Annotated in this window: 16 protein-coding genes and 1 pseudogene; 7 read left to right on the top strand and 10 right to left on the bottom strand. The window is 36.6% G+C overall.

All coding sequences use genetic code 11. The annotated features are described in order from the left end of the window. The 5 genes and pseudogenes from ABZC96_RS04570 to ABZC96_RS04550 form a co-directional block, all read left to right on the top strand. Positions 1-268 (top strand): annotated as a pseudogene (locus ABZC96_RS04570) (hypothetical protein); the annotation flags it as partial. Then, a complete protein-coding gene (locus tag ABZC96_RS04565; RefSeq protein ID WP_373029404.1) occupies positions 268-1,293 on the top strand; it encodes an efflux RND transporter periplasmic adaptor subunit in 1,026 nt (341 codons plus the stop codon). The pseudogene ABZC96_RS04570 and the gene ABZC96_RS04565, both read left to right, overlap by 1 nt. Beyond that, positions 1,293-4,418 (top strand): efflux RND transporter permease subunit, encoded by a 3,126-nt coding sequence (locus ABZC96_RS04560; RefSeq protein WP_373029403.1) that lies wholly within the window; start codon positions 1,293-1,295, stop codon positions 4,416-4,418. Before ABZC96_RS04565 ends, ABZC96_RS04560 begins: the two co-directional genes overlap by 1 nt. Beyond that, a complete protein-coding gene (locus tag ABZC96_RS04555) occupies positions 4,415-4,789 on the top strand; it encodes a hypothetical protein (protein ID WP_373029401.1) in 375 nt (124 codons plus the stop codon). The genes ABZC96_RS04560 and ABZC96_RS04555 overlap by 4 nt, the downstream gene beginning before the upstream one ends. Positions 4,790-4,907: 118 nt before the next feature. Continuing rightward, a complete protein-coding gene (locus ABZC96_RS04550) occupies positions 4,908-5,231 on the top strand; it encodes a cytochrome C (RefSeq protein WP_373029399.1) in 324 nt (107 codons plus the stop codon). A 236-nt stretch (positions 5,232-5,467) separates the two neighbouring features. Here ABZC96_RS04550 and ABZC96_RS04545 read toward each other — a convergent pair whose 3' ends face one another. From ABZC96_RS04545 to trxC, 7 genes are all read right to left on the bottom strand, one after another. Next, positions 5,468-5,764, bottom strand: coding sequence for a cytochrome c (locus ABZC96_RS04545; RefSeq protein ID WP_373029397.1), 297 nt, complete (start codon positions 5,762-5,764; stop codon positions 5,468-5,470). A gap of 119 nt (positions 5,765-5,883) precedes the next feature. After that, a complete protein-coding gene (locus ABZC96_RS04540; protein WP_373029395.1) occupies positions 5,884-6,201 on the bottom strand; it encodes a cytochrome C in 318 nt (105 codons plus the stop codon). A gap of 117 nt (positions 6,202-6,318) precedes the next feature. Next, positions 6,319-6,642, bottom strand: a complete 324-nt coding sequence (locus tag ABZC96_RS04535) for a hypothetical protein (protein ID WP_373029394.1) — start codon at positions 6,640-6,642, stop codon at positions 6,319-6,321. Between the two features lie 44 nt (positions 6,643-6,686). Further along, complete coding sequence (locus tag ABZC96_RS04530; RefSeq protein ID WP_373029392.1) at positions 6,687-7,019, bottom strand: hypothetical protein; 333 nt, start codon at positions 7,017-7,019, stop codon at positions 6,687-6,689. Further along, entirely contained in the window at positions 7,013-8,203 is a 1,191-nt protein-coding gene (locus ABZC96_RS04525) for a sensor histidine kinase (RefSeq protein ID WP_373029390.1), read from the bottom strand. Before ABZC96_RS04525 ends, ABZC96_RS04530 begins: the two co-directional genes overlap by 7 nt. Next, on the bottom strand, positions 8,157-8,828 hold the full coding sequence (locus ABZC96_RS04520; protein ID WP_373029389.1) for a response regulator transcription factor: 672 nt from the start codon (positions 8,826-8,828) through the stop codon (positions 8,157-8,159). Before ABZC96_RS04520 ends, ABZC96_RS04525 begins: the two co-directional genes overlap by 47 nt. Then, a complete protein-coding gene (gene trxC / locus ABZC96_RS04515; protein ID WP_373029388.1) occupies positions 8,829-9,257 on the bottom strand; it encodes a thioredoxin TrxC in 429 nt (142 codons plus the stop codon). A 123-nt stretch (positions 9,258-9,380) separates the two neighbouring features. Between trxC and msrA the strand changes: the two genes are divergently transcribed. Next, on the top strand, positions 9,381-9,908 hold the full coding sequence (gene msrA / locus ABZC96_RS04510; protein ID WP_373029387.1) for a peptide-methionine (S)-S-oxide reductase MsrA: 528 nt from the start codon (positions 9,381-9,383) through the stop codon (positions 9,906-9,908). On the opposite strand, the gene ABZC96_RS04505 is transcribed toward msrA, so the two are convergent. The 3 genes from ABZC96_RS04505 to ABZC96_RS04495 are packed head-to-tail and all read right to left on the bottom strand — an operon-like array spanning position 9,909 to position 10,818. Then, the gene (locus ABZC96_RS04505) at positions 9,909-10,109 is read right to left on the bottom strand and encodes a hypothetical protein (protein ID WP_373029385.1); all 201 of its coding nucleotides are present in this window, start codon (positions 10,107-10,109) and stop codon (positions 9,909-9,911) included. A 9-nt stretch (positions 10,110-10,118) separates the two neighbouring features. Beyond that, positions 10,119-10,394 (bottom strand): acylphosphatase, encoded by a 276-nt coding sequence (locus ABZC96_RS04500; RefSeq protein WP_373029383.1) that lies wholly within the window; start codon positions 10,392-10,394, stop codon positions 10,119-10,121. Beyond that, positions 10,381-10,818: a hypothetical protein gene (locus ABZC96_RS04495; protein WP_373029381.1), complete on the bottom strand. Its 438-nt coding sequence runs from the start codon at positions 10,816-10,818 to the stop codon at positions 10,381-10,383. The genes ABZC96_RS04500 and ABZC96_RS04495 overlap by 14 nt, the downstream gene beginning before the upstream one ends. An 85-nt stretch (positions 10,819-10,903) precedes the next feature. Between ABZC96_RS04495 and ABZC96_RS04490 the strand changes: the two genes are divergently transcribed. After that, the gene (locus ABZC96_RS04490; RefSeq protein ID WP_373029379.1) at positions 10,904-11,689 is read left to right on the top strand and encodes a sulfite exporter TauE/SafE family protein; all 786 of its coding nucleotides are present in this window, start codon (positions 10,904-10,906) and stop codon (positions 11,687-11,689) included. Positions 11,690-11,780: the final 91 nt, after the last annotated feature.

The raw sequence follows: 11,780 nt of genomic DNA, 5'->3' as shown, positions 1-11,780 counted from the left end.
CAGAGCTTCATTAGAGAGTAAAATAGACATTATGCATGCAAAACACTCTGAAGCATATGAGATCTATAACATAATTCAAAATGAAAGCCTGCCACAACTTGAGCATATGTTTGAACTGAGTCAGTCTAACATTCAAAGTGGGGGTGACCTCTTTACCTATACAAATCTCTTAGAACAAAAACTTGCACTTGAAGAGCAGCGTGCCACTATAAAAGCTGAATACTTTCGTACACAAGCCAGACTTAAATCTCTCATAGGAGAACTGTAATGCCCTTTAATACTATAAAGACAACACTTATACTTTTACTGCTGCCCGTATTTATACAGGCTGAAATTCAAAAAGCACATACTCCAACTGTGGAACAGCTTTTTAATGTAAAGACCATAAAAGTAAAAACAATGTCTACAGCCAAAAAACAAATAAACTATGGATATATCGTTCCAGAAGACTCAAGAAAGATTGATATTCATGCCTGGTTTTCAGGTTATGTAACAAAACTTTTTGCCGATACACTCTACAAAAAAGTAGTCAAAGGTGATCCTTTAGCACGTGTTTATTCTCCTGAAGTCTACAAAGCTAAACAAGATTACCTGCACTCTTTAGATTTCAATGAAAAACGTGCCTCTCCTCAGATGCTTCAGAGTGCACAAACCAAATTGCGTCTTCTAGGGGTAAGTGACGAAGAGATAACACGTATAAAGACTGAGCGTAATGTCGATGAATTCACTACTATCTATGCACCACAATCTGGATGGATATTTGAAAAAAATATTAATCAGGGTGCCTCTTTTGACACACAAAAAAAGCTCTTTCAAATAGTCAATCTAGAGAAAGTATGGATGGAAGTAAAACTTTATCAAGATGAGATAGAAAAACTTTCTACACTCAAGCATTTTACAGTCAAAGCAAAAGGCATCCATAAAACATATACGGCAAAAAAATCCCTGTTCTATCCTAGTCTGGATCCTAAAGAAGCTACTGCTACATTAAGACTGACACTGGATAATAATGAAGGTCTATTAAAGCCAGGCATGTATGCAAAAGTGAATGCCTCAGCCGATGCAAAAAGTCGTCTTGTCATACCACGTACTGCAGCCATACGTAAGAATGGAATATGGTATGCGTTTCTTGCGACAGAATTTAAAGGAGAGTATGAACCAATCGTCATCCAAATCAAACCTTTAGATACTGAATATTATGAAGTCTTAAAAGGTCTTAAAGAAGGTGATAACCTGGTAAATAATGCTCTCTTCATGATGGATTCAGATGCACAAATTAACGGAGTGTATTAATGATAGAACGACTCATAGCACTTTCGGTTAAAAATCGCTTTCTCGTTCTTATGACCACCATTTTCCTTATTGTAGGTTCCATTTGGGCGATGAAAAACACACCTTTAGATGCCCTTCCTGATCTTTCACCTCCACAGGTAATCGTCCAAGTAACGTGGAAAGGACAAAGTCCTGAAATTATAGAAGATCAAGGAACCTATCCATTAGTCTCACAATTTCTCGCTATCTCCGATATCGAAACAGTACGTGGGTTTTCAACCTATGAAAATGCTCTGATATACATTATATTTAAAGAAGGTACTGACCTCTACTGGGCCAGAAGCCGTGTACTTGAGCAACTGGCATCCATCCAAAGTCAGATCCCAGATACAATGGAGGTTACACTTGGTCCTGATGCTTCCGGTGTAGGCTGGGCATATGAGTATGCCCTCACATCTCAAACCAAAACCCTTGACGAATTGCGAACACTGCAAGACTACTATTACAAGTATGCACTTATGGGTGTGGACGGTGTAAGTGAAGTTGCCAGCATAGGTGGTTTTGTACCCACCTACCAGATCACAGTAAACAATGATGCACTCGTTCAGTATGATCTTTCTATCAAAGATATCTCTAAAACACTTAAAGAAAACAACAATGATACTGGTGGACGTATCGTCATACAAAACGGTTATGAGTGGATGGTACAGGCAAAAGGATATATTAAAGACTTAGATGAGATACGACAACTTGTAGTCACTACCAAAGATGGTGTGCCGCTTACGCTCTCTCAGTTAGGCCGTGTGGAGATGGTACCTGCTGCCAGACGTGGGATCGCGGATCTTAATGGAGAAGGAGAAGTCGTCGGTGGTATTGTCATGGTACGTTATGGTGAAGATGTTTATACTGCCATAAAACGTATCAAGTCTAAAATGGAAGAACTCAAGATAGAAGGTGTAGACGTTATTACTACCTATGACCGTTCAGGACTCATTGAATCAGCAATAGAGACCCTACAAACAACACTACTTGAAGAGAGTATTATCGTCATCATCATTATCGGTTTGTTTTTAATGCACTTTCGTTCTACGCTTATCATGCTTATCGTACTCCCTTTGACCATAGCCCTGCCCTTTCTTATGATGAAACTTTTTGGTATAGGATCCAACATTATGAGTCTGGGAGGTATCGCCATTGCGATTGGTGCTATGGTGGATGCTTCCATTGTGATGATAGAAAATGCCCACAAAGCAATACATAAACAAGAAGAGGAGAAAAGCAGACAACTTCATCATGATGAACGCGTTAAAACCATTGTTAAATCTTCTCAGCTCGTTGGGCGACCGATCTTCTTTGCTTTGGCACTTGTTGTTGTCTCTTTTTTACCCATCTTTGCACTCTCTGGTCAAGAAGGACTGCTCTTTAACCCTCTTGCTTTTACCAAAACCTTTGCGATGACCGCAGGGGCGATTCTCTCAATTACACTCGTACCTGTCTTGATGATTTACTTTGTAAAAGGGAAGATCATCCCCGAGTCAAAAAATCCACTTAACCGTTTTTTCATTTGGTTATATCATCCACTCCTGGTCTATGGATTAAAACTCAAATACCTTATCATTGGGCTTGCTATCGGTGGACTTGCATTTGCTCTTCCTCTTTACCAAAAACTAAACTGGGAATTTATGCCTATGCTCAATGAACAAACAGTCATGTATATGCCTGTAACCCCTTATGGTATTTCAGTAGATCAAAGTAAAGCACTGACACAAAAAACCGATAAGATTATTAAAAGTTTTCCTGAAGTAGACACGGTATTTGGTAAAGGTGGCCGTGCAAATTCACCTACAGACCCTGCACCTCTTGGTATGATCGAAACCATCATTACATTTAAACCAAAATCACAGTGGCGTGTAGGCATGACACATGAAAAACTTATGGAAGAACTGGAAGAAGCCCTGCAGGTACCAGGTCTCGTAAATTCTTGGACCTATCCTATACGCGGTCGTATTGATATGCTGCTTTCAGGGATAAGAACTCCACTGGGTATCAAACTTTATGGAAAAGATGCGCAAGGACTACAATCTGTAGCTATGAAGATAGAGTCGAAACTTCGTGAACTTAGAGGTACACAGTCTGTTTTCTCTGATCAGGCAAGTGCAGGTTTTTTCATAGATATCAACATAGATACTGAGGCATTGCAGCGTTATAACATCACTAAGGAACTCTTACAGGAGTATACTTCTGTAGCGATCGGAGGTAAAAAGATCACCACAATGTATAAAGGCTTAGAGCGTTATCCTATCGCATTGCGTTTTGAAGAAGAAGAGCGTCGTAATCTTGATGACATACGCAATATACAAGTTAAAACACCTCTTGGCTTTGTACCACTCTCTACCTTTGCTAAAGTAGCATACAGAGAGAGTGCATCTGTCATAAAAAGTGAGATGGCTACGCCTGTAACATTTATCTATATTACACCGCAAACAGGGATGAGTGCAGTCAAATACAAATCTCAAGCCGTCAAAGCATTAGAAAATATACAACTTCCACCAGGATACTACTTGGAGTGGGCGGGACAATCAGAGTACCTTGAATCTGCAATGGAAAAAATAAAATGGATAGTTCCCACGGTACTGTTAGTGATTTTGTTACTTATTTATTTTGCATTAGGGAAAATAGTGCCTACACTTGTTGTCTTTTTCACACTTCCTTTTGCTCTGCTTGGTGGTCTTATATACTTGGATATGTTACATTTTAACATGAGTATCGCTGTGATTGTTGGTTTCTTGGCCCTGCTGGGTATCGCCGCAGAAACCGCTATAGTCATGATAGTTTACCTGCAAGAGAGTGTCGATGAGATGCATAAAAAAATGGGGGATTCTTTTAACACACAACACCTCTCCGCTGCCATTTATGAAGGTGCCGTTCAAAGAGTAAGACCTAAACTTATGACTGTATTTGCTATCTTGGCAGGACTTCTACCTATTATGTACACTACAGGCGTGGGAAGTGAAGTAATGCAACGTATTGCTGCTCCAATGATAGGCGGTGTAGTAAGTTCAGCTATATTAAGCCTATTTCTCATTCCTATTTTTTACGAAATGTATGAGAAGCATCAATTAAAAAAAACTAAGGAGTCAATATGAAATCAAACTTAGCGATCACACTGATCTTCAGTGCATTTCTTCTTTCAGGATGTACAGATAAAGAGCAAAGAGAATCAATCACTGAAGGTGGTATGAAATGTGGACCAGGTAAATGTGGTGCAAGTATGGTTGATGGTTCTGCTGTACTGGTAAAAAAGAAAATGAATATTTTAAATCAGCTTGCAGATGATGACACTAGACGGGAATGTGTACTTAAATCTATAACAACCAAAGAGCTATACTCCTGTGTACGGGTAGAAGAGACTGGTAGGTTAAGTACAAAATGTTCATCAGACAATACTAAACAGATACCTAAGAAAGAAATATCTTCCATGAAGTGTGAAGCAGGAAAATGCGGAAGCAGTATGTAATATATTGATGTAACCTTTTTGGCCATTAAAAAAAATTTATTAAATTAATCTATATTATATATGATCATAATCATAAGTTCGATATACTAAAAAATCTTATTTACATAAAAGGAATAAAATGAAAAACGTAACTAAACTAGCTCTAACAGCACTTTTTGGATTTGCAATGTTAACAACAACTGTAGATGCAGGAAGCATCAATAAAGGTCAAAAGATCTATGGTACAAAAATCAAAGGTCAATGTGGTGATAAAACCGGTGGTGCATTTGCTGCAACATTTAAACAAAAAGAGTGGGAAGATGCTTTTAAAGCAGGTACATTTGAAGCAAAAGTAAAAGAAGTATGTCCAACGGTAGAAACATATAAGGAAAAATGGACTCCGCATCTATTTGAATTTTGTTATGAATATGCGAGTGATACAGGTAACGAACCTGCTTGCTAATATTATTTAATGCTTGGTGAACTTTTAGTTCACCAAGCAAATACCTACGTTTTACCTTCACTTTTTAATACTTTCAAACACATCCAAAACCCTATAACAATATAATTCTACACATAGCTGTAGAAATACCTAAGTTAAATAAAGTGTATTAAGATAAAAAATGTAGATTTTAAGAAGAAAAAAGAGTTGAAGTATTCAAAAGCCAAAAGGCTTTTGAATTTAAAGTTTAGTAAAACTTATTTCATTGCAGCAATGTGATCTGCAACAGCTTGGATAGCAGCATCATCCATAGAAGCTACTTGACCTTTCATAAGACCACCCATACCATAAATATTAAGTGTACCAGCTTTATAACCATTAAGTTGTTCTACTGTTTTAGCAGCATCTTGACCAGTAATAATCGCAGATTTACCTAGAGCAGCTTTTTCACCGTTTGCACCATGACAACCAACACATTTAGCGTAAGCTGCAGCACCATCAGCCATAAGTAATGTAGATCCAGCAAGTAACATTGCGATTGCAAATTTTTTCATTTTAATTCCTTTTAGTTTATAATTTTACTGATTATAAAACAAGTTTATAATCAATTCCTCTGATTAGTTTTGTTCAAATATCATATAATTATTTAACTTAATATTATATTAATTAGAACTTAACAAGCTGGTACATTACCTGAATCACTTGCATACTCATAAACAAAGTCGTATACATCTGGAGTGTATTTAGGTTTGAACTTTTTTACTTTAGGACAAATTTTCTTTACCTCATCAGCAAACTTACCAGCTTCATGTATTGCTTCCCATTCATCTTGAGTATGTCTTTGAGCAAATGTTGCACCACCAATATTACAAGGTGCTTTAAGCTTTTTGAGGTAAATTTTTTGACCTTTTTTCACATCTGCTGATGCAGTTGATGAAAACAATGTCATACCAAGTAAAGCAGAAACTGCTAATTTAGTCATAGTATTCATGTTTATAATCCTTTAATTTTTAGATAATGTATATTAGCATGTAATTGTGAAAATATTGTGAAGTATGTGAAAGAAGAAGCAGAAGGTTAACAACTGCTTCAAGAAGTTACATTAGTATTAACACTTAGGAACGTGTGATCCACCTGTACCATATTCATATGTGAATTCATATAGATGATCCCACCATGACTTTTTAATTTTCTTTAGAGGTAACTTGGGACAAATTTTCTTTGTTTCTGCTTTAAATTCACCATCTTCATAGATTTCTTCCCATTCATCCTGAGTATGCGTTCTTGCAAACCTTACACCCGAAAATCCACAGTATTTTCGAAGCTTCTTTTTATAAATTTTTTGCCCTTTTGCTACGCTTGCTGTTGCGATTGTAGGTGTACTCACCATAGCAAATGCTACAAGTGTAAGTGCTGTAACTAACTTTTTCATCTAATTCCTTTTTTATAATTTAACCTTATCCAGAGTTATTGTAACTACTTCAACTTATTAAAAACCTTAAACTTATCCCAATATATATCTAAAGCTTCATCAATGTCACTATCACTCAACGTAGTCTTCTTTTTAATGCCATAACTGTCAAGAAAGAGATCAGACATAACAGAGATCTCTCGTAAAGGGTATTTTAAATAATGTTTCATTCCCGCTTTTACATTTTGTTCACCACTATAAACAAGAAGATAATGCATAAACATACGCTGTAATGATGTAGGTAAATCTTTATGACACTCAACACAATGACGTTCATACGCATCCTGTGCAAACACCCCAGATACCAATACTAAACACATAATCATAGGCTTTACCATCTTAACACCATTCTTGTTCCTTCACCTTCTTTAGACTCTACTTCTATAGAGATATGATATTCATCAAGTATTTTCTTAACGATACTCAAACCAATACCAAAACCACCTTCACTGTTATTAAATCTCATATAGCGATCAAACATAAAAGGTATTTTCTCTTCATTCATACCTATACCCGTATCCCAAATAACCAACATGCCTTCTCGTAATTTTATACCCACTGTACCGTTACGTTTGTTATATTTAATTGCATTGGAAATAAGGTTATCGATCACTCGAGTTAATTTACGTCTATCCATAGTGATATTAGCCTTCTCCAAGTCTAAATTACACTCTATATGTTTTGACTGTGCCAAGACGGAAAAGTACTCTGTTCTATTATAGATAAGTTCTTTGAGCTCTATTTCTTCATTATGATTCTCTGTTTCCTGTTCTAAAGTAAGATACGTTAAATCTTTATAAAGGAGCGAAACAGTTTTAGCTGCAATATTAATACGTGCAAGTTTTGTCTTATTTTTCTCTACCATGACATCTGTGTCCATCATCTCTATGTTTGCCAGTATGGCAGAGAGCGGTGTGTTAAGCTCATGGGTAGTATCTTTAATAAACCTGTCCAACAATACAATAGAATCACGCATCGGCTTTACAAATAATTTAGCAAGGTAGAGTCCAAACAATATAAATAAAATAAAGGCCAAAAAACCATGGCCTATAATGTTCTTCCATATCTCCCCTCGCCAAGTACCACTGTCTTTAACTTCAATAATAAGATACTTTGTCCCCAAATAATATTCATCTAGCATCTTCACCAAATGTATATGATGATTAGTAATATATATTTCTTCCTCATCAAAATGCACATTCTCATCTTCAAGTAAAGAAAATATTTTCATATGTTCTAAGTCATAAATCGCTGATTTGAAACGGGGGTCACGAGGGTACTCTGTTCTTTCATCAAAAAAATGATGTAATACTTTAAGTCTTTTGGTTTGTATGTAAGCATATTTTGTCATCATGGCACGCTTATCAGAAAGCATCAGTTTTTCCTGACTCTGATAGTAAAACAATGAAAGCAGTGTGATCAAAAATATGACCATAGCTACATATAGTGTTAAAAATCTAAAAAGAGATTTTCTCTCACTTCTCAGCAATGAATTTGTAGCCTTGTTTCTTGATACTAACAATTCTTTCCTTACCTATGATTTTACGAAGATTTTTAATGTAAGTACGAAGTGCTGTATCACTGGGTTCTTCATCAAATTCCCACAAATGTTCATAGATACGTTCATGAACAATCACCTCACCTTCATTTTTCATAAAGAGTTTAAGAAGCATCGACTCTTTGTGTCCCAAAGATACAGTTTCGCCATCGACAATAAGTTCATTGTTCTTAATATCGTAAGAGATGTTTTTTGAAATCTCTATCAACTCTTTAGATTCATGATAAAAAGCACGTTTAATGAGCGTATCCACACGTATATGCAATTCTTTAAGTGCAAAAGGTTTACGTATGTAGTCATCACAGCCACTGTCAAAGCCTTTCTCTAAATCATCTACCGAGTCTAAGGAAGTGATAAAAATAGCAGGTGCTACCACATCACTCTCTCTAGCCTCTTTTAAAAGATCAAAACCATTGATACCGGGTGTGTTGACATCTAAAAGAAGCAGATCATACTTACTCTCGTAAAGTTTTTCTTGTGCTTCATAGCCATCATATACACTCACCACATCATACCCTTTTTCTTCGAGAAATTCTGTGACCGTTTCATTCAGATTGGCATCATCTTCCAATAATAATATTTTACTCATCTACAGAGACTGCCTAACCCAGCTTTGTAATCTACCAGCACTTAACGCACCACTGAGTCTATCTACTTCTTTTCCATTTTTAAACACGATAAGTGTTGGTATACTCTGTATACCGTACCGAGCACCTAAAGCTTGCTGCTCATCTGTATTGACTTTTACAAACTGTGCTTGAAGCGTCATAGCTAAAGCAGCTTCTTCAAATGCAGGAGCCATCTGTAGACAAGGACCACACCAAGGTGCCCAAAAGTCTACAACGACAGGAATATCAGAATTAGCTATAAAAGTACCCAGCTTGTCTGCATCAACAGAAACAGGTTTACTATCAAGTAAAGAGTTTTTACACTCGCCACAGTTCGCTTTAGCATAAGAGTCTTTTTTAGGTATGCGGTTTACTTTGAGACAATGTGGACATACAACATTAACATTCATAAGAAACACTCCATCTTTAGATTAGTTTTTATTTTCTTAGGTATTATAGCGAATAAAGTAAATATAAGATAAATAAACATGATAGGTATCTAAGTGTATTTAAAAGGTTCAAAGGATAATTAAATGGCAAAAAAGGAACTCATACTAGGTGGTGGATGTTTCTGGTGTACTGAAGCAGTATTCGAATTACTTAAAGGTGTAAGTGATGTAGAGAGTGGTTATGCAAACGGGCATACGCTTAACCCTACTTATAGAGATATTTGTACTGGAGATACAGGACACGTAGAAGTGATCAAGATCACATACGATGACACTCTCATCACTTCTGACACTCTATTGGACATTTTCTTTGTAGTACATAACCCTACTACACTCAACCAACAAGGTGCAGACAGAGGAACACAGTACAGATCAACTATTCTCTACACAGATGAAGAAACCAAAGAGGCTGCAGAAGCTGCATTGGAAGCAGCACAAAAGGACTACAAAGATCCTATTGTCACGACCATAGAACCTTTAGAGTGTTACTATACTGCGGAAGACTATCATCAGGACTACTACCGTCAAAATTCTATGCAAGGGTATTGTATGGCTGTGATTCCACCGAAGTTGGCAAAACTAAAAGCGAAATTTGGGAAAGAGATGGCGTAGTTACTTCCCACTGAGAGGATTGTCACTGCGGTTCTTGACTTTTCTCTCCTGTTCTTCACTTACATTCGGTGTGGAGAACTCTACTTTTCCAGCGATGATGCATCCTTTGCACCCTGGCTCACAGTGATGATGTAGTTTTAAACACCACTCTTTATCATCACCTTTTGTGCCCATAAATTGACATCCCCAACCACTGCTCATTTAATGCTCCTAATATCGTATCTCAAAACCATCGGTTGTAAATTCTGCATCATTGATGATTTCATATTGAATATCCTCTACAGAGCTCAATAGTGATCCTTCTTTTAATATGCTCATAAAAGTATCGAAGTCATCATCAAACACTTCCGCTACCACTTCTACCGTACCATCATCAAGGTTTTGTATATACCCTTTATATTGTTTCTTCATCATAGCCTGAGAAACAGACTTTCTATAAAATACACCCTGTACTTTTCCTATAATGATGAATTTATACCATTCCATATTCATCCTTAAGACCCTGTAAAAACTCTATAATACGCTGTTGAAAAAGTATATCTTCTGGAAGATCCATACATTCATGTAGTTTCATAAGAAGCTCCATATCTATCTTTGCTGTAAAACGAGGCACTTCTCTGGTTTCTCTTTCAACCAACTGAATAAGATGCTCAAAATCCAGTCCATTGTCAGTTACAATCTTTGTATGGTATTCATTAACTGTGTCAATGAGAAGCTCTGCTCTCTCTTGGTCATCACCATAAATGCTGTGTGCGATCTCTTTAAGTTTTTGTTTTTCACATTCACACATATCACCATTCGCTGAGATCATAAGTGTTAAAATTTTTGCTCTATATTCCAAAGAACTATGATGGTATACCAGTAACTCCCTAAACATTTTCATTATATTACGTTTTAAAATTTTAAACAAAATCCTACCCTTATGCATTATTAACACTATTTTAACAAAATAATACTATAGTTTTATATTATTTACAAAAAGAGGCTTTGGATAAATGGGCAATATCGATTTAATTATCATCTTAACGACAGCCTTTTTAGGAAGTGTTGGTCATTGTATAGGTATGTGTGGAGGGATCGTCGTTGCATACTCTTCTACAAAAATTGACCAGAAAACAAGTTATTTGCAACAAACGTCTGCCCACTTAGCTTACAACTTTGGTCGTGTGACAACATATACTATTTTGGGTGGTGCATTTGGTTATGTGGGTCAAGTAGTCGCATTTACGCCTACCACAAAAGGAGTTCTCTTTGTCATCACCGGCATACTGATGATACTTGCAGGTCTTTCACTTATAGGAAATCTCAAATTTCTAAACTCTGCGGAATGGTCCGTTTCCAAATACGCCTGGTATCAAAACAGCTTTCGAGCACTGATGTCAAATAAATCTTATCTAAGTTTTTATCTTTTAGGATTACTCAATGGTATCATCCCTTGTGGGCTTGTCTACTCTTTTGCGATTTTTGCGGCAAGTACGGCTGACCCTCTTGCAGGTGCGTTGGTGATGGCAACCTTCGGACTGGCTACTATCCCTGCACTTTTCTTTTTGGGCTTTCTCACAAAGATCTTACAAAAAGGTTCACTGCGCGGTACAATGATGAAACTGGCTGCCATGCTTGTCATTCTCTATGGTGGGATCACACTCTATAAAGGCTACAACTTTGTAGCACATCCACAAATAATGAAAGAGAGAATGGATAAAATGCATGAAGGAAGTACTGATGGTACGCTTACAGGACAATTTAACGGCATGAAATGTGCCCCTGGAAAATGCGGGTGACACAATCTTTTATTTACCTGATTTGATATGCTTATCATCTCCATAAAAAATACATGGAAACCTTATAAAGTTATATATTTTATAAGGTTTT

The sequence above is a fragment of the Sulfurovum sp. genome (assembly GCF_041551015.1).
GTDB lineage: Bacteria > Campylobacterota > Campylobacteria > Campylobacterales > Sulfurovaceae > Sulfurovum.
The sequence above is the reverse complement of the archived record's forward strand: the minus strand, read 5'-3'. Positions and strand labels throughout refer to the sequence as shown.

Coding starts and splice junctions, on each gene's coding strand:
- ABZC96_RS04565 (WP_373029404.1), top strand. CDS start 268: ATGCCCTTTAATACTATAAAGACAACACTTATACTTTTACTGCTGCCC.
- ABZC96_RS04560 (WP_373029403.1), top strand. CDS start 1,293: ATGATAGAACGACTCATAGCACTTTCGGTTAAAAATCGCTTTCTCGTT.
- ABZC96_RS04535 (WP_373029394.1), bottom strand. CDS start 6,642: ATGAAAAAGTTAGTTACAGCACTTACACTTGTAGCATTTGCTATGGTG.
- ABZC96_RS04555 (WP_373029401.1), top strand. CDS start 4,415: ATGAAATCAAACTTAGCGATCACACTGATCTTCAGTGCATTTCTTCTT.
- ABZC96_RS04520 (WP_373029389.1), bottom strand. CDS start 8,828: ATGAGTAAAATATTATTATTGGAAGATGATGCCAATCTGAATGAAACG.
- ABZC96_RS04550 (WP_373029399.1), top strand. CDS start 4,908: ATGAAAAACGTAACTAAACTAGCTCTAACAGCACTTTTTGGATTTGCA.
- ABZC96_RS04540 (WP_373029395.1), bottom strand. CDS start 6,201: ATGAATACTATGACTAAATTAGCAGTTTCTGCTTTACTTGGTATGACA.
- ABZC96_RS04505 (WP_373029385.1), bottom strand. CDS start 10,109: ATGAGCAGTGGTTGGGGATGTCAATTTATGGGCACAAAAGGTGATGAT.
- msrA (WP_373029387.1), top strand. CDS start 9,381: ATGGCAAAAAAGGAACTCATACTAGGTGGTGGATGTTTCTGGTGTACT.
- ABZC96_RS04500 (WP_373029383.1), bottom strand. CDS start 10,394: ATGGAATGGTATAAATTCATCATTATAGGAAAAGTACAGGGTGTATTT.
- ABZC96_RS04490 (WP_373029379.1), top strand. CDS start 10,904: ATGGGCAATATCGATTTAATTATCATCTTAACGACAGCCTTTTTAGGA.
- ABZC96_RS04545 (WP_373029397.1), bottom strand. CDS start 5,764: ATGAAAAAATTTGCAATCGCAATGTTACTTGCTGGATCTACATTACTT.
- trxC (WP_373029388.1), bottom strand. CDS start 9,257: ATGAATGTTAATGTTGTATGTCCACATTGTCTCAAAGTAAACCGCATA.
- ABZC96_RS04530 (WP_373029392.1), bottom strand. CDS start 7,019: ATGGTAAAGCCTATGATTATGTGTTTAGTATTGGTATCTGGGGTGTTT.